This window comes from Leucothrix pacifica, assembly GCF_003172875.1.
GTDB lineage: Bacteria > Pseudomonadota > Gammaproteobacteria > Thiotrichales > Thiotrichaceae > Leucothrix > Leucothrix pacifica.
Genome location: NZ_QGKM01000067.1, coordinates 1 through 26,157, shown reverse-complemented (window position 1 = coordinate 26,157; position 26,157 = coordinate 1). Strand labels below are relative to the sequence as shown.

At 44.0% G+C, this 26,157-nt stretch carries 18 protein-coding genes; 16 read left to right on the top strand and 2 right to left on the bottom strand.

All coding sequences use genetic code 11. From position 1 onward, the window contains the following. Positions 1-528: 528 nt before the first annotated feature. From DKW60_RS18105 to DKW60_RS23780, 9 genes are all read left to right on the top strand, one after another. Positions 529-1,596 carry a hypothetical protein gene (locus DKW60_RS18105; protein ID WP_146203520.1) on the top strand — a complete coding sequence of 356 codons (1,068 nt, stop codon included), beginning with the start codon at positions 529-531 and terminating at the stop codon, positions 1,594-1,596. Further along, positions 1,590-2,036: a toxin-activating lysine-acyltransferase gene (locus DKW60_RS18100; RefSeq protein WP_109839074.1), complete on the top strand. Its 447-nt coding sequence runs from the start codon at positions 1,590-1,592 to the stop codon at positions 2,034-2,036. The genes DKW60_RS18105 and DKW60_RS18100 overlap by 7 nt, the downstream gene beginning before the upstream one ends. Before the next feature lie 2 nt (positions 2,037-2,038). Continuing rightward, positions 2,039-3,160 carry a cupin-like domain-containing protein gene (locus DKW60_RS18095; RefSeq protein ID WP_109839073.1) on the top strand — a complete coding sequence of 374 codons (1,122 nt, stop codon included), beginning with the start codon at positions 2,039-2,041 and terminating at the stop codon, positions 3,158-3,160. A 173-nt stretch (positions 3,161-3,333) separates the two neighbouring features. Beyond that, the gene (locus tag DKW60_RS18090) at positions 3,334-3,609 is read left to right on the top strand and encodes a hypothetical protein (protein ID WP_109839072.1); all 276 of its coding nucleotides are present in this window, start codon (positions 3,334-3,336) and stop codon (positions 3,607-3,609) included. Between the two features lie 481 nt (positions 3,610-4,090). Beyond that, the gene (locus tag DKW60_RS18085) at positions 4,091-6,826 is read left to right on the top strand and encodes a M16 family metallopeptidase (RefSeq protein WP_109839071.1); all 2,736 of its coding nucleotides are present in this window, start codon (positions 4,091-4,093) and stop codon (positions 6,824-6,826) included. Positions 6,827-6,830: 4 nt separating this feature from the next. Next, entirely contained in the window at positions 6,831-8,594 is a 1,764-nt protein-coding gene (locus DKW60_RS18080) for a peptidase domain-containing ABC transporter (protein ID WP_109839070.1), read from the top strand. Next, a complete protein-coding gene (locus tag DKW60_RS18075) occupies positions 8,591-9,925 on the top strand; it encodes an HlyD family type I secretion periplasmic adaptor subunit (RefSeq protein WP_109839069.1) in 1,335 nt (444 codons plus the stop codon). The genes DKW60_RS18080 and DKW60_RS18075 overlap by 4 nt, the downstream gene beginning before the upstream one ends. Positions 9,926-10,075: 150 nt before the next feature. After that, a complete protein-coding gene (locus DKW60_RS18070) occupies positions 10,076-10,705 on the top strand; it encodes a flavin reductase family protein (protein ID WP_109839068.1) in 630 nt (209 codons plus the stop codon). A gap of 72 nt (positions 10,706-10,777) precedes the next feature. Further along, complete coding sequence (locus DKW60_RS23780) at positions 10,778-10,948, top strand: hypothetical protein (RefSeq protein ID WP_181389776.1); 171 nt, start codon at positions 10,778-10,780, stop codon at positions 10,946-10,948. Between the two features lie 33 nt (positions 10,949-10,981). Here the strand turns inward: DKW60_RS23780 and DKW60_RS18065 are convergent, their stop codons facing one another. Then, positions 10,982-12,130, bottom strand: coding sequence for an RNA-binding domain-containing protein (locus tag DKW60_RS18065; protein ID WP_109839067.1), 1,149 nt, complete (start codon positions 12,128-12,130; stop codon positions 10,982-10,984). Between the two features lie 75 nt (positions 12,131-12,205). Beyond that, positions 12,206-13,099 carry a LysR family transcriptional regulator gene (locus DKW60_RS18060; RefSeq protein WP_109839066.1) on the bottom strand — a complete coding sequence of 298 codons (894 nt, stop codon included), beginning with the start codon at positions 13,097-13,099 and terminating at the stop codon, positions 12,206-12,208. Positions 13,100-13,223: 124 nt separating this feature from the next. Between DKW60_RS18060 and DKW60_RS18055 the strand changes: the two genes are divergently transcribed. From DKW60_RS18055 to DKW60_RS18020, 7 genes are all read left to right on the top strand, one after another. Continuing rightward, entirely contained in the window at positions 13,224-14,216 is a 993-nt protein-coding gene (locus DKW60_RS18055; protein ID WP_109839065.1) for a zinc-dependent alcohol dehydrogenase family protein, read from the top strand. 13 nt (positions 14,217-14,229) lie between these two features. Then, positions 14,230-15,033 carry an SDR family NAD(P)-dependent oxidoreductase gene (locus tag DKW60_RS18050; RefSeq protein ID WP_109839064.1) on the top strand — a complete coding sequence of 268 codons (804 nt, stop codon included), beginning with the start codon at positions 14,230-14,232 and terminating at the stop codon, positions 15,031-15,033. A 210-nt stretch (positions 15,034-15,243) separates the two neighbouring features. Continuing rightward, on the top strand, positions 15,244-16,437 hold the full coding sequence (locus tag DKW60_RS18045; protein ID WP_109839063.1) for a Fic family protein: 1,194 nt from the start codon (positions 15,244-15,246) through the stop codon (positions 16,435-16,437). 377 nt (positions 16,438-16,814) lie between these two features. Then, positions 16,815-23,723 carry an FG-GAP-like repeat-containing protein gene (locus DKW60_RS18040; RefSeq protein ID WP_181389775.1) on the top strand — a complete coding sequence of 2,303 codons (6,909 nt, stop codon included), beginning with the start codon at positions 16,815-16,817 and terminating at the stop codon, positions 23,721-23,723. A 669-nt stretch (positions 23,724-24,392) separates the two neighbouring features. After that, entirely contained in the window at positions 24,393-24,866 is a 474-nt protein-coding gene (locus DKW60_RS18030; RefSeq protein ID WP_109839060.1) for a S1 RNA-binding domain-containing protein, read from the top strand. A gap of 213 nt (positions 24,867-25,079) precedes the next feature. Beyond that, positions 25,080-25,448: a hypothetical protein gene (locus DKW60_RS18025; RefSeq protein ID WP_146203519.1), complete on the top strand. Its 369-nt coding sequence runs from the start codon at positions 25,080-25,082 to the stop codon at positions 25,446-25,448. Positions 25,449-25,632: 184 nt separating this feature from the next. Next, complete coding sequence (locus tag DKW60_RS18020; RefSeq protein ID WP_109839058.1) at positions 25,633-26,139, top strand: hypothetical protein; 507 nt, start codon at positions 25,633-25,635, stop codon at positions 26,137-26,139. Positions 26,140-26,157 lie beyond the last annotated feature (18 nt).

Sequence of the window (26,157 nt, the reverse complement as noted above, 5' to 3'; positions counted from 1 at the left end):
ATTATTTACTCACCGCCAACCTTCGCACCACTTGTATTTAGGTGGCACATAGTGTTCAGTTCTTGCACTTTGACCGTTTGTTCATGCAATTAATTTCCATATTTTAAAGTAATATTTTTGGTTAATATGTAACCTGTACAGATAAAATATGCGACTTCATTTAACTTCTGATGCTCAGCCGAAAGTGCAATAACTCTTTGTAAGTAATTATTTTTGAGATTAAAAATGAGTTTTAAAGGGGATAAATTTAGTCAAATTAATATTTTATTTATTAATTGAGTCTATCGGGGTTAATAAATAAATTGAAATAATAATCATGTTGTATTTTTAGTGTTTTAGATTAGTATACGGTCTTGTTGTTAACGGTCTTGTTGTTAACGGTCTTGTTGATTACATAAGATGTGTCGATATTTTCGTTTGCCAAAGAATGAGGCAATAGGCTCAAAGGAGTGTGTATTGAGTGCTTCAGTTAGGAAACAATACTGTCTAAAAGATTGGCTAGCTCTACACGGTCTATCAGTAATTAAGGTGAGAGACTTCCTCTTTCATCAACAAGCAAACTCTGTCGTTGGGAATGTTAAAGTTGATGATAAGCAAGCCTGCCTTACATTAACCGCCAATGATGGTTGGGAGTTAGCTGCTGAAGCGTTATCACTCAAGTTTCCAATGTTGAAACGTGAGATTGATACAGTAAAAAAAGGTTGTGAGGTGAATTTTTATGCAAGCAAAAAAGACCCTCCTTATACCTTAGATAGAGGCGATGACTTTCCTTATGTGTCAGTTTGTTATCGCGGATATACCTCAGATTTAATCTGCATAGCCCATGAGTTCGGGCATGCCGTACAACTATTTTTGTCAGCAGGTAAGTTTTTACCACCCGTGCTTCGGGAGCTAGCAGCATTCATTAGCGAACTAGCATTGATAGAATGCTTACGTGATTTAAATAGTGAAATGACAGCGTATTTGGTCGCAAGTTGGTCACAGGAAAACAAAGTCTACCTCACAGATAATGTAAGAAAACTGGAGTTAGTTCTCAAGGATGAAAAGTCTCCGTATGACTACTGCTGGAACTATCCAATTGCCAGATATTGCGCAATCGCACTATCGGACTCACTACCTGTAGTGCAATTGGAAGAAGTGTTTAGAGGTCTTTGGTCTGTCGAAAAATGCGTCAATGCCGCATGTGATAAAAAGGATGTATTAGCAATGCGAAATTATTTACCTGAAGTGCCTGCGCTTGATAAAGAAAAGCCAGCACTTAATGCTTATCGTTCACTGGGAATGATGGCGTTATTGGATATTGATTATTGGCAGGGGGAGTCTGAGAAACGTATTGAAGACTATTATGCTGGTTTGCTTGGGCACTTACAGAAACGCTCAAGTATGATTGCTATTAATGATGTAAAAAAGCCAATCGGTTATGTGGCATGGGAAATAGACTCTGATAAACCGGAGGTGATTAACCTGACACGACAGGCCGCGCCTTTTGGTGACCACTTGGAAGTGCTGAAAAAACTCAAACAGCGCCTGCCAGATGATGCGGTGGTTATTTCAAAACATATGCGTAGCTCAAGGAAGGAGCAGTCAGTATGGTGACCATTGATTATTATGCAAGTACAGGCTTTGCACTCGAACTTTTGGCACAGTCTACATACCACAAGCAACATAAAGTCGGTGATTATCTTCGTGTTGAAGTGCTCCCTGCTTTATGGGTAAATCAGACACGGTTTTATCTTACGGATGAAGGTATTCCAACGGCTATGGTGACATGGGCATGGCTTAACGAAACGGTGGAAAAAGACATTCACACAACAGGGCGGGCACTAACGCGTGATGAATGGAATTGTGGGGACAGACTTTTCTTTAATGATTGGATCACCCCCTATGACAATATTAGAGAAGTGCTCCATGACATGACCAATAATATTTTTCCTGATGAGGTCGCAACGAGTTTACGTCGAAGACAAGATGGCACCGTCAGGCGTATTAATCGTTGGACGGGTGTTAATTTGCGAAAGGCAAAAGAGGTGGTCTAAAAATGAGTGATAATTTATCTAACATCTTTTTCAATGGGGGTAAAAACCCTATTTATGATTTCGCGAATTTATTGAAAACAGGATTCCAGAATCCAGAGGGAATTACTGGGAGTGTCAAGGTGCATATTCCTGAGCACCCTGATCAAAGCTTTATTGCACGGTATAGTGATGAGTTACATATTGAGCCATGTGAGGCATTGCAAGAGACGGATACGCTTGTGAGTATTCCAATGGCGACGATGGAGCGAATTGCTACCGATTTCGAGTTTCTGGACTGGCGAGACCCTGAGATTATTGGAACAATCACGTTTGAAGGTAATTTAAATCTGGCTAACCACCTCGCTAAGTCTTGTCAGCGTCCAACCGACGTTACGACAGCGCTGTTTCAACGGGTAGGTAAGCTGCACCGTGAAAAGGGCTATAGCAACCTGACAGAGGTTGAAAGGCTGAATTGCCCGACACAGATGCAAGTACTGGAAAGGATAGAAGCAGGTTGCCCCACTATTATTACTGGTTTAGAGCCAAGCTCCTCCAGCGGAAATTGGTCGCTTGATAAATTAGCTGAGCGATATGGTGTTGCGGTTGTGCGAGTGCGTTCTGCCACTCAAAGGCAAACGATGCGTGAATTTGTAGAGGAGCTTCAAGCATTTGAGCAGAATCCTTATGAAGAGATGGTTGAGGGTTTCGTAAAGCCCTATACCGAGGGCGCATCTTTGCCTGAAGCAATGTGGGCAGACTTTGGACCTTTGTTTTTTGACAGAGAGGATTTTACACCTCCTCAGCTTTGGTTGGGGTCAGTGCCAACAAATATCCCAACATCCAGTTTGCACCGTGACCCACAAACAGGGTTCTTATTGCAAGTGATGGGGCAAAAGCGTTTGGATTTGTATTCGGCGGATCAAGAGGCGCTGCTATATCCCCATAAGGCTTATAACAATTACCAACCTTGCTGGTTTAAACCGGAAGTACCTGACTATGGACTCTACCCAGAAGCGGAAAAGGCAAAGTGCATCTCGGTAACATTAAATCCGGGTGAATTATTATTACAACCTGCAGGTTGGTTTCATCAGGTCTATGCACTGGATAGCCCGAATATGTCAGTGAGTTATTTTTGGCGTTACTGAAAGGTAATGTCATGCGAAATTATGATGACGCGAGCGATTGACGTGCCATTGTAAAGATGGACGGTAGGTTCTTCTACAACCTACCGTCCAATTGAGCCGCCGAGTGAGAACTCGGCAAACACCAACAATTGCCTTATAACATAAATAGGCAATATACGATATAGGAATAAACTATGTTTAATAAACATGATGTTCGTGCAGATGATCTTTTTGGACCAGTAAGCTTCGGTGGCGGTGGCGGTGGCGGTGGCGGTGGCGGTGGCCGTATACCTGCTAGTAATGAAGGCGGTGGTATATCGGTTAATGAAGTTGCAGGTGTTGCACTTTGTGGTACGGCTTCAGTTGTATCTGGTGTTGCTGCAAGTATTGTTGCGACGCCTGCAGTTGGTACTGCAGTTGGTGCTACAGTTGCGACAGCTTGTGGTATAGCTTGGTCTAGTAAGGATTAAGCTCAAGTGTGGGGGTTCTTATCTTTAAGAGCCTCCATCCAACATAGGGAATGCCTTACATGACTTCCCTAGGTAAACCCAATATAGGTACTAGATGAGGTAAATATGTCGAAGAATACAAGAAACATCCCTTACATCTTGATGATAATTTTGAGTGCCCCCTTGTTGTCTCTCTTTTTTAGGTTGGTGTTAGATTTTCCTCTGATACCGTCAATCATTCTTGGTACTGTGCCAATGGTAATACTATTTAATTATCTTTTAAGAAAATAATCGGCGTCAAAGAAGCGGTAAATATCATCGCTCAGTCACACAGAAGCCTCTTTGAGGTCGGAGTAGTTTTATAGGCTACCCTCCCCTCCCCTACCTTAAATTTAGATTAAACACTGTAAAGTATTTATTTAAATTTAAAAAAGTCACAAATAAATTTAGCGAACCACTAAAGCTATAGACACATTTACTTTCAATGCTATAGGCAATTTTAATGCGAACAATACTATACATTTTTTTACTGACAATGCTGGTGTCTTGTGATTCAGCTAAAGATGAAACAGATCAACCTCTGCCATTTAAAAAAATCTTGCTAAAGGTGGATAGAGATATAAAAAGCAATGAAGTTGACCTAAGGTTAGTAATCAACCGCGGCAGCCTAAGCGAACAAACCAACGAAAGAGGTTTTGCTCACTTCGTAGAACATCTAGCCTTTAACGATACGGCTAAATACCCTAATGAATCTCTAATTCCTTTGCTTGATAAATCTGGTATAGCACTTGGAATTCATACTAATGCGGCGACCTATTTTGATAAGACGGTTTATCAGCTCACGCTGAAAGAGCCTAATAAGGAGAAGCTGGCGTTAGCGCTTGAGGTATTATCTCAATTTGCGATGCATGTGCAGTTTGACCAAAAAGTTATCGATGCTGAGAAGCCCATTGTTAAGGAAGAATGGCGCGCTTACCAACCCGAGGAGACAAGTTGGAGTAAGCAATACCTCAAATCGGAGTATGCCAATAGCCACTATCTAAATAGACTTCCCATTGGTGATATGGCGATTATTGAGTCTGCAAAAGCTGAAGACTTGAAAGCTTTTTATGAGCGCTGGTATCAACCGCAACATGCCGCATTGATTGTGACTGGTGACATTGACCCGAAGCAAGTGGGTACGCTGGTTGATCAATACTTTGGAGACTGGAAGTCAACGGAGCAGTCCGCTAGAACCGAGTATGACGTATCAATCACATCGATCCCTAAAGTCAGTGTAATCTCAGATCCCTATGTCAATGGTAGCTTTGCGGCTATCCAGTATTATCAACGGCAATCCCGAGCTAAGAGCCTTGATGAGCGTTATGAAGCGTTGATTGTGCAGGCGAGTATCGACATTCTTGAGCAGCGACTTAGTTTACGCCTTCAGGAGACCAAAGGAGCGGTTGGATCAGTGTTGACTAATATTCGTTTTCCTTCCCCCAATGTAATGAAAACTCGGCTTATTGCCAACATGCCGGGCGGTGAAGTAGATACGGGCATTAAATTCCTTACCCAAGCGATCAATCAACTCTTACAGCAAGGAATTACTCAGGATGAGCTGGATAATTGGCGTGATTCATTATTGAAGCGTACACGCTTACGCCAAGAGCGATCAGGAGACTTGGCATTGATGGCCGTGCGCCATTTTGTTTACGGTTCACCATTGCTGAGAAATGCCGATTGGCTAGCCGCATTAGAAAAACGCCTGCCTTCGCTGACCATTCAACGCATCAATAATGCCATACGCGATTCATTACAGAAAAAACAAGCAAGGTTGCTAGTGGTTCACAACCCGTCAGTGAAGCCACCTCCCGAGGCGACTTTGCTGACATTGCTTGATGAGGTCGTTGTTTCTCCGTCTTCTCTAAAGGTGGAGCAGCCTAAAAAAACAGATCAAGTCTGGGATATAAATCCAGCAAGTGAAGGCGAACTCATTCAGACGACACGGTTTGACAATGGTCTGATTGAGTGGACGTTTAGTAATAATACCAGCGTCGTATTTAAGCAAGATAGTAGCGAACCCGATAAGGTTTTTTATGTGCTATCTGATGATCACGGCATGCGTTATTTAAATGAAGCGCAATCCATTCATGCACGATTGGCACTAGAAACTATTGGTGGAAGTGGACTTCGTGATATGAACGGACCAGAGTTGGAGCAGTGGTTAAACAACAATGGTATTTCGAATTATCCTTATTACTCTTTCTGGAACAAGGGCGTTCAGGGAAGTGCTGCAGTCAAGGATTTTTCAACTGCAATGAATTTGCTGCACGTTACTTTGACTGAGGCGCGAGTACATCCCTCTGCTCGGGCGCATTTTTTGGAGAAAAACAAGCAAGAGCTAAAACAGCGCAACAGCAGTACCTTGAGGCCTTGGCAAGACAAAATTTCTAACCTTTTATTTCAAGGTGATGCCGCTTTTCGTGTATTAACTGAGGCAGAGCTTGAAGGTACCAGTGTTTCAGATATGGAGGTCTTGTATCAGCAATCTTTTTCAGGTGCCCAAGCGTATCGTTTATCTGTTGTTGGGGATATTAGTGAAGAAGAGGCTCTTAAGGCTGCGTTAGCGAGTATTGCAACATTGCCGACATCTGTTTTGCCAACTGAAAAACCCAGGGACTTTCCGCGCATTAGTAAGCCGGAAGTCGCTACGATTGAGGGAAGTGGACGCAAAGCTGCGATTATTTCTCATAAGCTGACTCTAGAAAAAACGGCGTTAAGTGATGTGAGTTTTAATGAGTTGTCTTACTTATATCTCTGGTTACGTTCTGTATTGATGGCTGAACTGCGTGAGAAGGAAGGTTTGGTTTACTCGGTGAATGTTATTTTGGAGGGTGGCATTGTTGATCAAAAAGATTACTCGCTAACCATTGAAGTAGCCTGTGATCCTAAAAATATCAATACCCTCAAGACTCGGATTAATGAAATTCTACATGAGCAGGTCACGTCTGTTATTGAGTCGGATCAGGTTGAAATTTGGAGAAAGGAAAGGCAATCACAGATTAAGCCAGCCATTGAGCGATCTGAAGGAATGGTGACGGAAATTAGTTCAGCGCCACTTACAGGGATTTCATTGGATAAGGTCTTGGATGTTGATTTCCGCAGTCGCTTAAAAGACCCTAAAATGCTTAACGAGTCATTGGCTGTCTTTTTAAGTGATAAGGCGATTGCCACGACAATGATATGGATGCCATAGCAGAATGAAAAGCTCGGTTTCCTTATTTACAGGCTTGTTTTATCGCTACAAACGCCTGTTGGCGCTGAGTGCGTTGTTAGGAGTGTTTCTCAACTTATTGTCGTTAGCCACGCCGCTGTCATTTATGGCGGTGATTGATCGTGTTTTGATCTCAGAAGGGTATGCGACATTAACCGTTATCTTAGCCATTTTGTTGGTGACGGCGGTTTTAACGCAGTTTTTACAAGCCGGGCAGTTTCATGTTTCACAGTGGACTGCTTTAGGCATGGGGAGCGAGTCAGCAGGTGTTTTTTATAAGCACCTGTTTCGTTTAAAACAAAGCTATTTCGACCAGACGCCCGTTGGAGAAATTGTCTCACGCACAGCTGAGCTTGATCGAGTTAGAGGAATATTAACGAGTTGGATTTTATCGCTAGCGGTGGATTTTATGTTCATGCTGGTGTTCTTAGTCGTTATGTTGGGGCTTAGTGTGCCTCTCACATTGATTGTACTGGCAACGGTTCCGATGCATGTTGGTCAATACTTCATTTTTGGCTCTGCACTAAAGCGGCGTGAGAGGGAAAATTTTGAAGCAGGGGTTAACCACCAGTCAGCAGTGATTGAAAGTCTTCAAGGAGTTGAAACGGTCAGAGTGAGTGGTAAGACGGATACTCAGCTTGAGGGTATTTTTTCAACGTTAGATCATCGTTTGCGTAAGTCTTACCGATTAGCTCAGGTGGGCATGTGGTCATCCAGAATGTCTGAGTTTATTGGTGCCGCTTCAGAAGCTGTCATTTTATATTATGGAGCAAAGTTAGTGCTCGGACTTGAGTTAACTTTGGGTGAGCTGGTTGCTTTTAATATGATGAAGGATCGAGTGACATCACCGTTGATCCGGCTTGCTTCTATTTGGGAGGAAGTGGTTGCGTTTCGTCTTTCGGTTGAGCGACTCAACACAGTGTTGCAATATGAATTAGAGCAGTCAGATAGTTCGACAAAGTCGCTGAGGAAGCTTGATAGCTTCAATACAGAAGTTACTTTTGATGCCTTGTCTTTTTGTTACCCTGGCTCAGAAAAGTCAGCAGTGTCAGACATTTCTTTGAAGATTAAGAAAGGAGAGCGTGTTTGCTTTTTAGGTGAGTCCGGAGCAGGTAAAAGTACTTTAACCCGCCTTCTAACAATGGTTTATGATGATTATCAAGGTGATATTTGTTTCGATGGGATAGAGCTGCGAGCGCTAGATTTGGAGTCGGTGCGCCAGCAAGCATATTATGTGCTTCAAAAAAACATGCTGTTCAAAGGCAGTATTGCGAGCAATATTTTGTATGCGAGTGAAAGACAGGATGCCGCATGGGTGAAATACTGTGCTGAAATAGCCTGCGCTTCTGGTTTTATTGAAAAGTTACCTCACGGTTACGATACCCCCATTTTAGAGGGGGCGAGAAATTTCTCCGGTGGAGAGGTTCAGCGTATTGCTTTGGCCCGCGCGATTGCAGCGGATACCCCTATCCTTGTGCTTGATGAGGCAACAAGTGCTCTGGACTATGAAACGGAATCAAATGTTGTTAATAACCTAGGTAAGTTAGGCAAGGAAAAAACGCTAATTATTGTTACTCACCGGCTTTCTCTTGCTCGAATATGTGATCGAATTGTAGTGCTTCGCAATGGAAAAGTTGTCGAAGAAGGTAAGCATGAAGAGTTGATAAAAAGAGCAGGGCCGTATCGGCGTTTATATGGTTACCAATTTGGTGATGTTGACCGTTTGCCACAAGTGGCTGGGGCAGGATGATGAAAGAAATATGCTTTCATCCTAATCATATTACGTCGCTGAAGCGACCACGATTACCAGCAAGTATGCTAATCCCTGCGTTGGTTGTGATTACAATATTAGCCGCTCTAGTTATTTCTAGTGTTGCGAATGTTGAAGTGATAACAACTGCTTCAGGGCGCATTATTCCAAGCGGTAAAGTAAAAGTTATTAAAGCGTCTGAGTCAGGAGTGGTTTCAAAGTTACTCGTGACGGATGGGCAAAAGGTTAATGCAGGTGACCCTTTATTTGAGATCGATGATCGTAGTATTCGGTCAGAGTTACGAAGAATTTCAACAGAGCTTGCTAGTGTTACCTCAAAATACAGTTTGATTGAACCAATAATGGGACTTAACTTTAAGCCTTTCAAAGGCTTTTCCATGGAGCATATGAGGGCATGGGTTTCTAAGATCGAGGGAACATCCGAGCTTGATAGGGTCTGGTTAGTTAAGCGGTTGGCCAGTGTTCAGGATGTGGTTTTGCAGGTTGATCGAGAAATCAAGGAGTTGAGGGTGCAGCGTCGGATTGTCTCTTCTGAAGCGGACAAGCTAAAAAGAATAGAGCCAATAGCTGAGAAAAACTATCAATCACAGAGAAGACTAGCTGGCAAAGGGTATACGTCAAAAGTAGCGTTAGGACAGCAAGAGATCGACTATTTAGAAACTAGTTTTAACCTCAGGAAAAACTGGCTAGATATAGAGCTTATTGATGTGAAGGTTGCCTCGTTACAAAAAAGAGGAGCCGAGATATTTAGGCAATTTCAAGTAGATATTACGAGTGAGTTACAGACGTTGCAGCAGAGGAAAGAAGAACTCAGCGAAAGAAGAGTAGGATTACTTGCTAGTTTAGACAACACTAAAATAGTAAGCCCTATTTCAGGGGTTGTGGAAGCAGTAAAGCTTACGTCGTCAGGTATTTATGTGGGAACGGGAGACGAGTTGATGTCGATTGTACCTGCAAACGATACTCCTATTGCTGAGATAGCGATACCCAGCCGAGAGATTGGTTTTCTTCGATCCGGCCAAAAGGCTAGAATTAAGATTGATGCATTTCCATTCACTCGATATGGGAGCGTCTCTGCCAAGCTTATTTACTTAAGCCGTGATGCGATGACGAGTGAAGATGGCTCAAATCTCATGTACACGGGACACTTGCAGCTTGAGGATACCTCTTTTTCAGTGAAAGGAGAGAAGCAGCCAATACAGATTGGGATGAGTCTCAAAGGTGAGGTGATTACTAATGAGCGAAGGTTGATTGATTTTTTTATATCTCCAATCAAGGAGACACTTTCTGAAGCGTTAAGAGAACGGTAAGCTGTTCGATCCTGAATAGATCTTACATTGGGTCTGTATAAACCATCGAGCGACTAATTAATCCATAAGTTCAAGCAGTTATATGGTAGTTTGCCGCGGTTATCACTTTGATTGTTTGACAGTCCTCACTCCAGCAGCATGGAAAAACCAATGAGCAATGAAAACCGCTACTACTACGAGCCATCCCAAGGTCACGGACTCCCTCATGACCCATTTAACGCCATTATCGGCCCGCGCCCAATTGGTTGGATTTCCTCAACAGATAAAGACGGCAACCGCAATCTTGCACCGTACAGCTTTTTTAATTGCTTCAACTACACTCCGCCCATTATCGGTTTTGCCAGTAACGGCTGGAAAGACAGCGTGGCGAACATTGTAGACACGGGCGAATTCGTTTGGAATCTGGCAACACGCCCACTGGCAGAAGCCATGAACAATAGCGCTGCAGATCTGGCACGTGATCAGGATGAGTTTGAATTCAGCAAGCTGGCGACACTTCCCGGCACAAAAGTCAATGTGGATCGGGTAGCGGACAGCCCAGTGCATTTTGAGTGCAAGTTAACGCAGTGCATACAGTTACAAACGGCTGCAGGCGATACGGTGGAGTCTTGGTTGGTGTTGGGTGAGGTGGTTGCGGTGCATATCGATCAGTCTTTGCTGAAAGAGGGCATTTACCAAACCGCAGCAGCACAGCCGATCTTACGGGCAGGCGGCCCAACTGCTTACTTTGGTATTTCTGAAGCGCATCGTTTTGACTTGGCAAGGCCGGTTATTAAATAACACTACTCGCTAGGGAGTGCATGTGTTGCTACTCTCCCCGATTGCCATTCCAAATTGTGAAAAGTTGAATAAATGATCTTAGAAGTTATTACCCAAATACTGATTTTCTTCGCGGTGTTTTTGTTGGTTCTGTGGATACCGCTCAGAGATGATATGGCTAAGTTTTGGAAAGTCGCCAAAGTGGCTGTAATGATTAATGCGGTGATAATTGGCTTGTATATCTTGGGTAAGAATTTCTTGTAGGTGGTTGTATCAAATAACCTGATAAATTTTATATCAAGTCAACGAGATAACCACTCGTAATTCCTCCCCAAACTCGGTCACTTCAACGGTTTTTCCTAGTTTTTCCATTTCACGGAAAATCATCGGGAAACCTCTGCCAAGTCGGTCTATGTAGCGCAAATTATCCATAAACTTCAGTAGCACTGGGTTTGAAGCATGAGAAACACCAAAGCGCAATTTCTCCACGGTGACACTGTTGGGTAAGCGTCCCGGGCTAATGCATTCAATTCGGTCATCGTAGATAAACAAACGAATTTGCGCTCCGGTAATGCCATAGTTGCGATGGACGCAAGCGTTTACAATCATTTCCCGCAATACACGATCTGGCGGTAAGGCAACGGTATCAACCCGTTTCATTCCTTCGATTGTTGAAGGTCGCACCAGGTGGTTTTTCAGAATCGCAACAGCAGTGTCAACTTGGTAAGGCAGAGTGCCGATTATTTCTTGCCGATTGAACAACTTGGCGGAAGGCTCCGTACCATCGAAGTGCGCGAACATAATGCTAGCTTGTGGAAGGTAGCGACTCGGGTTAATGCCAAACATGAGTAAGCCACCAACGGTGGTCTCACCAGAAATAGCCAATATATCTGTGTTAATGAGTAACTGCTTGCGTTCGGCTTCGGTTTCTTTGGAGAACTCGATTTCATAAGGTGTGAAATATTGATCGAGTGCAGCCATATTTAAATCATTGATGCTGGTTTTTGGGACAGCGACCTGATCGAAGTGAAACATGCCACTTTGCTGGAACATACGCATCAACTCGCCTTGTGTAGCGATGCGGTTAGTGGAACCAACGCGTGTCAGAAATTGATTCTGTTGTGTTTGATAGGGTTTCTCAGGGCCTTTAGGTACCTCGATGTACAAGACCGATTGAGAGTCTATAAGTAGTTGTTCTACTCTTAGGCTGAGTGCAGGGATAACATTGTTTCTGGCAATATTGCTAGCCCACTCTTCATAGTTTTTGTCATCGGGTAAACCACTAATGCTGCCATCGTCTTCAACACCTAATAGAATAGCGCCACCAGACGTGTTGGCAAAGGCCACCATTTCTTTGGCCAGAGAATTGGAATGTACCTTGGCGGATTTGAATTCCAGCGATTGGTTTTCGCCTTGGCCAATGAGTGATTGTAGGTCTATGTTCATGATTAGAGGATACTATAGTTTGGAGGCTAAGGGATTTCAATTCAGGCTTGAATCACCGCTAACATAATGGTTACCCTACTGATCCCAGTAAGGTGGCTCACCAAAAAAACCAGCAAAGTAATCAATAAACACGCGTACCTTCGGTGCCAGCAAGCGTGAGCTGGGAAAGACCGCCCAAATTGCCGTGTCGGAAGCCAAAGAGTAGTCCGCCAACACCTGCACTAATTCACCTCGTTTCAGGTGCTGATAAACACTCCACGTTGCATTAATCGATAATCCCAAACCACCTACGCAAGCATCGCGCATGGCTTCACCACTATCCGTGCGTAAGTGACCATTGGTTTTAATGCTGACCTGACCCTCCGGACTATTTAGTACCCAAGTTTCTAAGCCCACCAGATTAATGCATTGGTGGTCTGCTATTTCCTGCGGTGTTTGCGGTGTGCCGTGCTGTTTCAGGTAGTCGGGTGCGGCACAGATAATGCGTTTATCCGGGGCGAGTTTACGCGCAATCAAGGTGGAGTCGGTGAGTTTAGAATTACGGATGGCGATATCAAAACCACCTTCCACCAAATCGACGATGTTATCGCTGAGTCTGAGGTCAAGTTTGAGGTCGGGGTAAGCGTTTAAAAAATCTTTCAGAGACGGCACCAGATGCATGCGGCCAAATGACGCCGGTGCGGTAATGCGTAGTGTCCCGCTGGGGTTGGTACTGTCCGCACCAACAGCGATCCGAGCGGCTTCTACACTCGCTAATACTTCCTCAGCATGGGGGAGAAATGTCCTCCCCGCCTCGGTTAACGAGACTTTGCGTGTGGTGCGATTCAGTAATCTGGTGCCGAGTTCAGTTTCCAGTTTATTCAGATAGGTGCTGGCGACGGCGGGTGATAGCCCCATATTCTGGCCGGCCTTGCTGATGTTATAGGTAGCTGCTAGTTGGACGAATAGCTTGAGGTGTTCAATATTCATAATTCATTTTCAATAAATTCTATAAAGTTATTCTCTATGTGAGCTAATTATCAATTCATTTTAATTAAATAGAATAGAGGCATCAAAGTACAGATGTTAAAAAACTAATTCTGAGGTAAATGCAATGAAAGCAATGATCGTTCGTGAGTTTGGTGGCCCTGAGGTATTTGAAGCGGCTGAGTTAGCTAAACCAGAAGTAAAGCCTAGTCATGTGTTGGTTCGTATTGATGCGACGAGTGTCAATACCGTTGACACGATGATTCGACAAATGGGTGAAGCATTACCACTGTCACCGGCAGCACCTGCGTTGTTAGGAATGGACTTTGCTGGTGTTGTAGAGTCAGTCGGTGAAGGCGTGAAGCAGTATGCGGTGGGCGATGAGGTTTATGGCTGCGCGGGTGGTTTGGCAGACTTGTCGGGTACTTTAGCGGAGTATATTGTAGCTGACGCAAACCTTGTGGCGCGTAAGCCTGAAAATCTGTCAATGCGGGAAGCGGCTGCGATTCCTTTGGTTGGTATTACGGCTTATGAAGGTTTGGTTCGTGCAGGCGTTAAAGCCGGTCAGAAGGTGTTGGTGCACGGTGCATCGGGTGGTGTTGGCCATCTTGCGGTTCAGTTGGCTCGTCATCTTGGCGCGGAAGTTTATGGAACCGGTGGTGGTGACAAGCAGCTAGCACTGATCGAAAAACTCGGCGCAACCCCAATCAATTACATGACAGAAACCGTTGCTGATTATGTAGAAAAATACACAGACGGTGCTGGTTTTGACGTGGTGTTTGATTCTGTCGGTGGTGAGAATATGCTGAAGTCATTTGAGGCAGCTATCCTGAATGGTCATGTGGTTTCTACGGTATCAATGCTGGAAATTGATCTGACACCCGTACACTTCAAGGGCTTGTCGCTGCATGTGGTATTTATGTTATTGCCAATGCTGCACAATGTGAACCGCGAAGCGCATGGCGAGATTTTATCAGCGATTGCAGATATCTCCGAAGCGGGCAAGTTAACGCCAGTATTGGATGAAATGCACTACGACTTGGCTAATGTAGCAGATGCTCATAAGCGTTTGGAAAGTGGCGCAGCTATGGGTAAGGTTATGGTTGATATCAACGGATAAGGTGGAAAAGATCATGCAAAAGAAGATTTTACTAACCGGTGCGACAGACGGAATTGGGCTGGCAACAGCAAAGATATTGGTTCAGCAAGGGCACCACGTTCTGCTGCATGGTCGAAGTGAGGCTAAGCTGGAGGCAGTGGCTACTGAGTTGACTGCACTCAATGCCGGGCCGGTTGAGCGTTACATTGCTGACTTGTCTGATATGAATGAGGTGGTTTCATTGGCGCAAGCGGTAAGTGCGAAACACGAGCAGCTGGATGTGTTGATTAATAATGCGGGTGTTTTAAAAACACCCCGGCCAATGACATCCGATGGCTTGGATGTGCGCTTTGCCGTAAACACCTTGGCACCGTATTTATTGACTCAAAAACTATTGCCTCTGCTTGGCTCGACCAGGCGTGTGGTCAACTTGTCCTCGGCAGCACAATCGCCGGTTAATTTGTCAGCCTTGGCGGGTAAGACTTCGCTTAAGGATGACATGGAAGCCTACGCACAAAGCAAGCTGGCGATCGCGTCATGGTCACGCAGTATGGCGCTCACGCACACGGATGGCCCAATGATTGTGGCAGTGAATCCCGGTTCGCTACTTGCCAGTAAAATGGTGAAAGAGGGCTTTGGGTTTGATGGCCATGACATCGGTATCGGTGCGGATATTCTGGTACGTGCAGCGCTATCAGATGAGTTCACCGATGCCTCTGGCAAGTACTTTGATAATGATGCCAAGCGATTTGCTTCACCACATGCTGAGGCAATGAATGACGCGAAGGCAGCGGCGTTAGTGAAGGAAATTGAGGCGGTTTTGGCGCACTTGGTTTAGGGGGAGTGTAAGATTAGCACCCACTATGTATTCATACTGAGTGGGTGCATCCGCAAATACATTTGTTTGGCTATAAGAAGCGTTTTTGGTTGATAGATTAAGCGAACAGAGAAGCGGACATCAGAGCAGCTAAAATTGGCTTATTAAAGTGTTTAACAGTATGATAATAAAATACTTTAAGTTAATTTTTAAGCGGACAAAGAAGCGGACATGAAAGCGGAAGATAGAGACGAACATATCAGCCTAATGGAGCCACTGTTGGTTTCCGATGCATCACGCTCTCGCAATGAGTTGGCTGACCTAGCTTTGGAACTTACCGCCAAATCTACAGCACTGCGCACAAGCCTGCCTGAAGGAATTGTTCGTGCATTATCTGACTTAGTCCGTTCAATGAATTGTTACTACAGTAATTTAATCGAAGGACATGATACGCACCCCATCGACATAGAACGTGCTCTCAACGAAGACTACAGTACCGATACCAAAAAACGAGACCTACAACTCGAAGCTAAAGCACATATAGAAGTACAGCGATGGATTGATAACGATGGTTTAAAAGCGCGGGCAACGTCGGTTGATGGCGTGCTCGAAACCCATCGCCGATTTTGTGAGTTGTTACCCGATGAATTATTATGGGTAGAAAGTCCTGATGGAGGTAAGCGAGAGCGTCTTCTTGCGGGTGAGTTTCGACAACGTGATGTCATGGTTGGAAAACACATTGCCATTAGCGCCGGTGCTTTACATCGCTTTATGAAGCGCTTCGAAACAGCCTATCAAAATCTTGGAAAGGTCGATTCAATTACCTCCGCTGCCTATGCCCACCACCGTTTGTTATGGATGTATCCTTTTCTGGATGGAAATGGCCGTGTAGCACGTTTAATTTCCTACTCTATACTCCGTGACGCGCTTGATACCGGTGGTATTTGGTCAGTGGCTCGTGGCCTTGCAAGAAATGAAGCGAAGTATAAAAGCCTATTGGCACAATGCGACCTGCCACGTCAGAGTGAGAGGGATGGTCGAGGAAATTTGAGTGAAGCTGCGCTCGCTAACTTCGCTATATTCTTTCTTGAAACCTGTATTGATCAAGTCGACTTTATGGAAACGCTGGTTAACCCGAAAGGTCTCCGTGATCGTATTTTGGTCTGGGCTGAGGAAGAAATGCGGGCTGATCGTCTTCCACAAAAATCAGGCATGGTTTTAGAAGCTGTGCTTTATCGTGGTGAGTTACATCGTGGTGATGTCGCGGGTATTTTGGGCACTGGGGATCGTAATGCACGTCGGATTACGTCGGCATTATTGGAAAGAGGTGTGCTTGTTTCGAAGTCGGTGCGAGCACCGTTGTTGTTGAACTTTCCTGCAGCTTTGGCTGCGAGGTGGATGCCGGGATTGTTTCCAGAGGGATGATCAGAAAGCTCGCTGTTGGTTTTATATTGGGTGGTTAATCATTCCTCTACGGGTTCTTTTGTTCTTTTAAATTGACTTATATTGATCTGTCAAGAGCTGTTTTATAGCAGTCAGTTTCTTTGTTAAAGAAATTATTTGTTATTGCGAAAATGTAATGATAGGCTGAAATTGAGCGTTAATCTTGATGTTTGTAAAGATTAAGAATAAGTTATTTTACAAAATTATCATCAGTTAGATGAGCACATTGATGTGCGAAGATGAATCACAACTAGAACTAACACAAAGGATCTGCAATGGTGGCTAAGCTTTTCATGACTAAAGTGTTCAAGGATTCCCTAACTGCTTTAGTAGTTGGAATACTCCTCTTTGGATCTCACTTGCTGACAGCAGCACCTTTAGATGTTGTCTCAGTCAATGTTGTGAAAATGCCAAGTGGCTACCCCGTTATTTGGAAAAAGAAAAATGTTTATGGCTTTCCTGAGAATGCAGATGTCAGTGATAGTAGCTTTGTAACTCTCTGCTCCTCTGGGTCTGGGTGTCATAATGATGCTCTAGATTTAGGAGCATTATATTTCCATCAAGTTTTCGTCGAAGGTTACGGGCTTGTAGTTGCCTACTATGATGCAAATGGCAAGCTTGTGGGGACAAAACTAGGCGGGCTAGAAGGTGCTTCAGGTGGTGGAACGACACCCCCACCAATAGACAGTTATTACGATAGTGCAAACCAGACCGTTGGTTACCTTGAAGGGAGCTTCTCCAGTAATTCAAGTGGAGCCGCTATCTACGAAATACCTATCGCGATACCGCCTGGTTCTGCAGGTGTTCAACCTGAGGTATCTCTTCAATATAATAGTCAAGGTGGAAGTAGCATAGCTGGCCTTGGTTGGTCTGTGACAGGCCTAAGTACAATTAGTCGTTGTGCTAAAACCGTTGCACAAAATGGTATCAAAGACGGCATAAACTTTAATACTAGTGATGTATTTTGCCTAGATGGGCAACAGCTAGTGAAAGTCGGAGGTGGGGCGTATGGTGGTAACGGTACAACTTACAAGACCGAAATTGACAACTATAGTCACATTACCTCTCGTGACCTAGATGGTGATAATTTCCCTGAGTCATTTGAGATAAGAACGAAGGCTGGAGAAATAATTAGCTACGGAACCTCACATCTGTCACAAGTGCATCAGTTAAGTAGTGATGCAGAATTAGAATACGACAAGAGAATTCTCAGTTGGAATATTTCAAGAAGAACCGACCGAACAAACAACTATATTGATTACACCTATAGCGCAACAACGAACGTCTCAAATAATTCTAATAATTTCAGCATTAAAAAGATTCAATACACTGGAAATACCTCACTCAACCAACTTCCCTTTGCCAGTGTCATATTTCACTATAAAGACACACCAAGTGCTACTTCCGCATCTGCGAGTAACCTTATTCTTAGTTATGTGAATGGATATGCTTTTCACAAAGATAAAATTCTTGATAAGGTTACTGTGGAACTCCAGAACACTACTCTTAGAACTTACCAGTTGAGTTATTTTGATCAAGAAGGCGAGCATCAGGAGGCTATTGCATCAAGAGTAAAAAGCATTCAGGAATGTGGGGTAACAAACTGTTTACCTGCAACATGGTTTATTTGGGATGGTAACCATGCATCCAATACTGACTTTGTTGGAGGAACGGCAACGGCTCCCGCTTCAGGCGTCTCTGGTAACTTAGCTCAAAGACCGGAAGGTAATGGAATTGTTACACCTGATGAGAGTGTCTTTCTACCTGAAGAGGCGGGTGAGGCAACCTTTAAAAGCTCTGCATTGTTGAACCAGCTTGCAGCTGATGAATCTAGTTTTTATAGCAGGTTAGTTGGTGATGTTAATGGTGATGGGCGATCAGATGTTGTTATGGTCAGAACTAATAACGCAGGTGGTGTGCGCATCGCTCTATCGAATGGTCATGGGTTTGTTATTGAAGATACGGGAGATGTTACCGACTCTAACTCGATTACGCATGCCCACGAACCTTATTTTTTAGCAGATGTGAATGGGGATGGCTTGAGCGACTTGGTTCATTTCGCTAAGAACCGTGTAAAAGTCTCCTTGTCGGAATACGTTAACGGCCAGTATACCCTGCAGCCTGAGACCAATTGGACATCTAATACTGCCTACACTTATGACGGTGGTCATAGGTCTTTAGATGAGCACCCGAGATTCCTTCAGGATATGAATGGTGACGGTTTAGCAGATATCGTTAGTATCTATAGCACGGGTGTGTTTGTTGCATTGTCAGATGGAACTAAGTTCATTCCGCATACGGCTAAATGGAGTTCAAACCTCATATCTTTTCCAACCGACAAGTTGGAAAACTTTGCAGTGTTAGACCTGACTGGCGATGGCTTACCTGAAGTGGCCAGACTTCACCACCCCAATGTATCCAACAGAACGCACATAAGCTTCTTGAGGAACAGTAATGATTTTAATAATGGCTCTGCAAACTTGACTAGTTGGACGTTTGACTCAACGGATCCTTCTGGTTCCAAGATAAGGTTTGGAGATTTTAATGGTGATGGTCTCGCCGATATTGCCAGTTATGATAAGAGTACGAATCATTCAAATGTTGCGGATCACGATGTATATATTCGTTACTCTACAGGGAAAGGCTTCACCTCAAAAGTTAAGGCAATCAATTACTATGGCCGAGCATCTTCAGATCGACGGGAAAGCATTGTTGATGTAAACGGTGACGGTTTAAGTGACTTTGTACGGTTTGACAGCTTTGGTGTGAGAGTTGATCTCAACCGTGGTAATCACTTTACCAAATCCAACTGGTCATCAGACTTTAAGAGTGGAACACGCTTTTCTCATGCCTACTCAATGCGCTCATTTGGTGACTTCAACGGCGATGGTCTTGTCGATGTTATTGGAATAGATAATGACGGCATTACTATTGGTGAAAACAAAATTGAACCACAAAGAATAGCTAGAATCATCACAGGTGGCTACGTCGAACCAACGGCAACTAGCGCCAGTAATGGGTTGAATAGAAGTATCGAAATTCTTTACGATAAATTAACGGCAACGAATAATGATTACTCAAGTGCTATCTATACACGAGAACATAACTCTGGGGGGGCTTTAGGAGTAACCAGCCCTGTCAATATAGTAGGTAGACAGTTTGGTTTGTTTGTGGTGTCGGCTCATTACAGCAGTAACGGAAGCATCGGTAATAACAGAGGCCGCCTTGCAGGAATGAGTTATACCTACAAAGGGCTGCAAGTTGACACTAAGGGGCGAGGCTTACAAGGCTTTGCTGAACGAACAGCAGTAGATACGAATAAAAAAATCTCTACTACCGAATACTACTATCAGAATTACCCTCTAACCGGTTCCTCAAGGGGGACTCTAACAAAATTACCATCTGGAGCCTTATTATCTAAAAATGTTAATAAGAGAGTATATTCAGTTAATACTGGTTCAAACTCAAAGAAATACTATCGCCCATGGGTGAATTATAGCGAGGACACGAGTTATAAGCTTGCGACAAGTGAGGCCTATAAGGTTGCTAAGACCGCTTACAGCGATCCTAATTCGTGTGGTGATAGCCCTGTCATTACTAACACTATTACTAACCCAGTAGCTGGTGTACTGGTTAACAGGAAAACAACGACAAATGTGTTTCCTTCAAATAGCGATTGCTATTTAGCTAGTCGTCTAACTTCAAGCTCTGTTAAGCATGAAAGGGGCTCCTTCCCAGCTAAAACCAAAACATCATCTTTTACCTATTACAGTACTTCCGGGCAATTACGGGCAGAGACAATTGAGCCGGGTGACGCCAATCAATTAGTAACAACCTATGAGTACACTGCTCATGGTAATGTGAAGCTTAAAACGATAACAGGTAAAGGGTTGGTTGGTAGTGAAAGCACCATAGGCAGCCGCTTTACTAAAACCTCACGATATGACCAATATGGAAGGTTCCCTGAGGTGGTAGAAAATGCCTTGGGGCATAAAACAACCACACTTTATGATGAACGCTTTGGTACGGTAAAAAGCCATACAGACATTAATAACTTAACAAGTGAGTCAAGAGTTAATGAGTTTGGGCAACCCTACGTGTCCACCAGTCCTAATGGAAACAGCTCACATACTATCTATTCATGGTGTAATCAAACCATCAATCAAATGGATGTCCGCTATTGCACTACCACTGAGACGAGAGATGGGGGCTATGTAAAGAAATACTTCGACCAGCTTGACCGAGTGGTAAGGACGGAAACTCGTGGCTTAGGTGAAGGAGGAAGCAAAACTATTTATGTTGATAAGGTTTATGACTTAACCAGTGGGCGTTTATGGTGGGAGTCGCTCCCTTACTACTCTGGTAGCTCTCAGCACAAGATAGTGTATAACTACGATATCTTAGATCGACCTAATTCTATCAGACAGCCCGGTTTGCCTGCTGCAACGGTTGCGTATGATGGTTTAACTGTTTCAAAGACCAATGCTAAAGGCCAAACCACTACCACACTCAAAGCGGCTGACGGTAAAACAGAGATAGTCACAGATCCTCTGGGTAATCAAGTGAAGTACCGTTATTACGCGGATGGAAACCTTCAGAGCACCGAGGTAGTGGCAAGTACTCAGGGCGGACAGTCCACCCCTGACAAAAACAATATAAAAACGATTTTTGCCTATGACTCCCTAGGACGAAAGAGACGGATGAATGATCCGGACATGGGTATCTGGGACTATCGTTATAATGCAGCAGGTCAGCTTGTCTATCAAAGAGATGCTAACCTGAAGGTCACTCGCATTGAGTATGACGTACTTGGGCGCATGAAAAAGCGCACAGAAGATGGCAGTATACAAGAGTGGGAGTATGATAATGCTTCTGGTAAAGGAGTAGGAAAGCTAAGAAAGGTAACGAATACTAATGGTTACCAGAAGCGAATTGGCTATACTGATTATGGTCAGGTGGCTAGCGTAGAGGAACGTTTACCCAATGAACATGGCAGCATTGGTCTTTCTGCTGGTGTCACTGCATATACAACTAGTAATACCTATGATGCCTTTGGCCGTTTAGACACAGTTACATACCCGACAGCGAACCCGCTTAATCCCGTTATCGCCCGACACCACTATGAATCGGGAATCTTGAACAAAGTCTCTGATGTGACTAGCGGTAAAGTCTATTGGGAAGCTAAGCAAGCAAACGCAAGCGGCCAGATAACTGAACAGAAGCTGGGTAACGGCGTCACCACAAATAGGTCGTATGATGTATTAGGGCGCTTGGATGAAGTACTAAGTGGTAATGGCTCGTCATCCAGCAATCTGCAATACCTGCGCTATAACTTTGACTCTGTGGGGAACCTCGAAGATCGGGATGACCTGAATGGTAAAGTGCGTGAGCGTTTTGTTTATGATGACCTGAATCGCTTCAACGGAAGTTTCATACAGCATAACTATAATACCAATGCGAATGAATTTGGTGGTGAAAGCATTCGATACGATGGGCATGGAAACATTACCCTTAAGGGCGGGAATAATTACTATAAATATCTTGGATCAGGCGCACATGCGGTCTCTTCGATCGGCGGAAGTGCTTTAAGCTACGATGCCAACGGAAATATGCTGACCGGAAAAGGTCGGACGATTTACTACACCGCCTTCAACAAGCCGAGTGCGATTGGAAAAGGTGGTCAATGGTCTTATTTCACCTACGGGACTGAGCGTCAACGCGTACTCAAGAAAACAGACACGCAAAAAACTTGGTATGTGGGTGGTTTGTATGAACGCGTTCGTAAAAACAGCGGCTCTGAAACGCATAAGTTTTACATTCGGGCAGGCGGTCAGACTGTTGCCTATATTAACCAGCATAAGTCTGCTTCTGGTGCTTGGGTTGGCGATAACACCTACTACTTGTTAAGTGATCATTTAGGGTCAACCGATGTTGTGACTGACTCATCGGGGCAAGTTGTTCACCGTTTAAGTTTTGATGTGTGGGGCAAGCGTCGTCAATCCAACTGGTATTCGTTGAGTGGTTCGCAGCTTGCAAATACACTCGCCAGTCTGGAGCAAACTGCGCTGACACTTGGCTATACCGGCCATGAGCAGGACGATGAAGTAGGGCTAATCAATATGAAAGGCCGGCTCTACGACCCTGAAATAGGTCGGTTTATTAGCGCAGATCCTCATGTTCAGGCAGCCGGTGATACGCAGAGTTACAACCGTTATAGCTATGTGAAGAACAATCCTTTGTCCTACACTGATCCGAGTGGGTACTTTTTTAAGAAGTTATTTAAGTCGATTGGTAAATTCTTTAAAGAGTGGGGGCGGACTATCTTGGCTGTGGCTGTGACAGCGTTTATCCCGGGCATTGGCGGCGCATTCATTTCAAGCATGATTGCGAGTGGTGGTGATCTTCAGCAGGGAATCGTCGGTGCGCTCAGTGCAGGAGTGTTTGGTTTTATAGGTTCCTCCTTTGGCCCTACTGCCCGACTGTCAATCGCTGGGAGGACAGCCAAAGTGCTTGCTCACGGCGTGGCCGGAGGTGCTATGAGTGTCCTCCGGGGTGGCAAGTTTAAAGAGGGCTTTGTGAGTGCGGGCTTCTCGCAGGTGATGGAGGTGACTGGTGGATATCGTCGTCTTGGCGTGAGTAGTGCGCCCAGAGGTGCAGCAGGCTTTGCCAAGAATGCCGCAATATCCGCAGTCGTTGGAGGAACCGCATCGAAGCTGGTGGGTGGTAAGTTTGCGAATGGGGCGATTACTGGGGCATTTTCGAGGATGTTTAATGATTTACAACATCATGACTTACGCGACCCTGAATCAGTTGGAGATCCAACACCACCTCGTCACACCAGTGAAAAAAGCCCAATTGGTGTTGTAATAGATTGGCTGTCTGGAAATCATAATGGTAGGGTGCATTTTCCCCCAGGTAGTACCTTTTCTAATATGTTTAAAGAAGGTAATGGAGCTGATATTTTCCAAAGTTACTTATTTGAAAAGTATGGTGGCTTTCCCGTTGGAGGTTCTATGGATGATTTTGGCTATACTTTCACGTGGTATCCGCGGGCTGTTTCAACTGCCAATATTGCCGAGCATGTAGTGGGCAGTTGGGGGAATGGGCGGGCTTATATAGATACGAATAAAATTTACTTTACCGTGGAAAATACAATGGGGACCGGTTCATTGCTCTTTGGAAGGCAGTTATCAGAATTAGGCTTTGGTGGGGTAGGTTCGCAAGCAAGTGATTTGCATATGAGTATTACTTGGACGGTACCACGATGAAGAGTCTTGCTGTAGTTATGATCTTTCTTTCTGGTTTTATGCATGGCTGTGATTCTGATGTTTTATGGACAGAATCACCATATGCTGTAGTTAAAATTGACAATAAAATAAGTCTTTATTATGACTTAGGAAATGGGAACTATATCGGGAGAGTTTCTGGAGGAGTGGTCTCTGTTGGGAGTAATAAGAGGTATGTGGTGGCGAAGAAATGTAGCTTGAATGATTGTAAGTACTATTATATTGAGAGGTCTAAAGATGACCGGTATTTGAACTCTAAAATTGCTGTACATGGGCCGCTAACACTCAGTGACTACGTGGAGACTTCGATACGGTTAGATTTTCCAAGTCTTAATGAATTGTAAATGGTATAACTCATGTGGCTAGCCGCTATGTTTATGGGGCATTATGGTTAGTCGAAATTCAGTTAGCTGAATCTGGAGGGTTATTAATGATCCAGATCCAGCATAAGTACCTACCTAAAAGTTTTTTTGCGTGACAACCGCTACCTGACTGCGTCTTGCTGCTGAATATACTGCAAAACTTTAGTTTAGGTACTTATGGAGCACATTCGTTTGTTGTAACTCTGCGAGGGCTCCCAACATTTATTTCAAGCTCTCACGTTTCTTATGCGCCTGTCAGTAGTGAGCAATTTTATGAGGCTTTTTTGCAATGAGTGATTTAGTTGTTGGTAGTGTTGTACCCGCTTTAGTAGAAAGCATTGTTTCTTACGGTGTAGTCGTGAAGGTTGGCAAAGAGAGAGGCCTCATTCAGGTTCCTGAGCTTTCATGGGATGCTTGGGGCTTGCAAGATAGAATTGAAACAATTTGTAAGGTTGGAGATACAATTGATGTCAAAATATTAGCGAAAACTGATGATCAATTTTCTGGCTCAATAAAGGCAATCACTCCAGAGTTGGATCCTTGGAGTAAATACAATAGGCCGGCTGTTGGTCAAAAATTTAAGGTAAGGGTGGTTTTACTTACCGACTATGGTTACTTGGTGAAATTACCGAACTTTGTTATCACCGCGCTACTTTATGATCAATGCACTGAAAAGTTAGAAATTGGACAGACTATTGATGTTGAAATAAGTTCTGTTAAATATGATGAAAAGATAATTTCGTTAAAGGCAATTAAACGCTGATTTTAACGATTAAAATTAATGAGATGTAAAGGAAGTAACACATGAAAAATTGTTTTTCGTTAAAGAAGTTTACAGCTGCAGCGGTACTGCTAAGTGCAGGTTTAATCGCATCAGGTCAAGCCTTTGCAGGCATGTGGGTCGATAATGGGGGATAAATTAAAGACGTTGATGTGCGCAATGGCTTCTTAATAAGCCACTTTGGGAATTTAACAAATGAAAAGAGATCAGATTATGAAAAAATTACTAACAGGATTGTTCAGTATATGCGTGCTTCTTTCAGCGCAGGCTCAGGCTTATATGTGGGATGTTACGCCAACATTGATAGAGACAATAGATGTAAGGCTAGACTACATAAAAGTTACGCTAGTAGATGAACACGACAATGAGGATCGTTGTTCTGGTGGAGAGGGTGGAGATGCGAAGAGGAATATAAAGATTGATAGTGCGGATCAAATTTTTTATTCCGCTGTTCTCTCAGCCTATATGGGAGGGAAGAAAATTGCCTTTGATACTAGCGGTTGCGAACTTCTTTGGAGTACAAGTGGCACCTTTCCTAAAGTTGTTTCGATCCGAATCCATTAAATTAATTTGAGCAGCTCTTCAAATAAAGGCTTAAACAGATTGATGTGATAGGCCTTTATAATGTTTGCAGTGCAGGAGTGTTTGGTTTTATAGGTTCTTCCTTTGGCCCTACTGCCCGACTGTCAATCGCTGGGAGGACAGCCAAAGTGCTTGCTCACGGGGTGGCAAGTTTAAAGATGGCTTTGTGAGTGCGGGCTTCTCGCAGGTGATGGAGGTGACTGGTGGGTATCGTCGTCTTGGTGTGAGTAGTGCGCCCAGAGGTGCAGCAGGCTATGCGAAAAATGCCGCAATATCCGCAGTGGTTGGAGGAACCGTATCGAAGCTGGTGGGTGGTAAGTTTGTTAATGGGGCGATTACCGGGGCGTTTTCGAGGATGTTTAATGATTTACAGCATCTTGATTCACGTGACCCTGAGTCTGTGGGTATGTCAGGAATTCCTCGTAAGTCATTGTGGCGTAGATTAACAGGTTGGCACTTTGAGGGCAGGGAAAGATTAAACGGTGTACACCCCACGTACTCTGAGGTTGGGAGAAGAGATGCTGGGTGGACTTTGCTGCCTGAGTCGCAATCAGTATTTCATGACAATGGACATGGTAGCCCTGAATTAAAATATATCCATCGGGATGGAAGGGAGGCTGTATTTACGATGGACTTTACTGGGCAGTATGAACCATATTTAGATCCTAAATAAGTAACCAACTATAAATTT

Bases quoted from the DNA above. Each gene is read 5' to 3' on its own strand.
- DKW60_RS18100 (WP_109839074.1), top strand. From the start codon at position 1,590: ATGGTGACCATTGATTATTATGCAAGTACAGGCTTTGCACTCGAACTT.
- DKW60_RS18095 (WP_109839073.1), top strand. From the start codon at position 2,039: ATGAGTGATAATTTATCTAACATCTTTTTCAATGGGGGTAAAAACCCT.
- DKW60_RS18090 (WP_109839072.1), top strand. From the start codon at position 3,334: ATGTTTAATAAACATGATGTTCGTGCAGATGATCTTTTTGGACCAGTA.
- DKW60_RS18085 (WP_109839071.1), top strand. From the start codon at position 4,091: ATGCGAACAATACTATACATTTTTTTACTGACAATGCTGGTGTCTTGT.
- DKW60_RS18080 (WP_109839070.1), top strand. From the start codon at position 6,831: ATGAAAAGCTCGGTTTCCTTATTTACAGGCTTGTTTTATCGCTACAAA.
- DKW60_RS18075 (WP_109839069.1), top strand. From the start codon at position 8,591: ATGATGAAAGAAATATGCTTTCATCCTAATCATATTACGTCGCTGAAG.
- DKW60_RS18070 (WP_109839068.1), top strand. From the start codon at position 10,076: ATGAGCAATGAAAACCGCTACTACTACGAGCCATCCCAAGGTCACGGA.
- DKW60_RS23780 (WP_181389776.1), top strand. From the start codon at position 10,778: ATGATCTTAGAAGTTATTACCCAAATACTGATTTTCTTCGCGGTGTTT.
- DKW60_RS18065 (WP_109839067.1), bottom strand. From the start codon at position 12,130: ATGAACATAGACCTACAATCACTCATTGGCCAAGGCGAAAACCAATCG.
- DKW60_RS18060 (WP_109839066.1), bottom strand. From the start codon at position 13,099: ATGAATATTGAACACCTCAAGCTATTCGTCCAACTAGCAGCTACCTAT.
- DKW60_RS18055 (WP_109839065.1), top strand. From the start codon at position 13,224: ATGAAAGCAATGATCGTTCGTGAGTTTGGTGGCCCTGAGGTATTTGAA.
- DKW60_RS18050 (WP_109839064.1), top strand. From the start codon at position 14,230: ATGCAAAAGAAGATTTTACTAACCGGTGCGACAGACGGAATTGGGCTG.
- DKW60_RS18045 (WP_109839063.1), top strand. From the start codon at position 15,244: ATGAAAGCGGAAGATAGAGACGAACATATCAGCCTAATGGAGCCACTG.
- DKW60_RS18030 (WP_109839060.1), top strand. From the start codon at position 24,393: ATGAGTGATTTAGTTGTTGGTAGTGTTGTACCCGCTTTAGTAGAAAGC.
- DKW60_RS18025 (WP_146203519.1), top strand. From the start codon at position 25,080: ATGAAAAGAGATCAGATTATGAAAAAATTACTAACAGGATTGTTCAGT.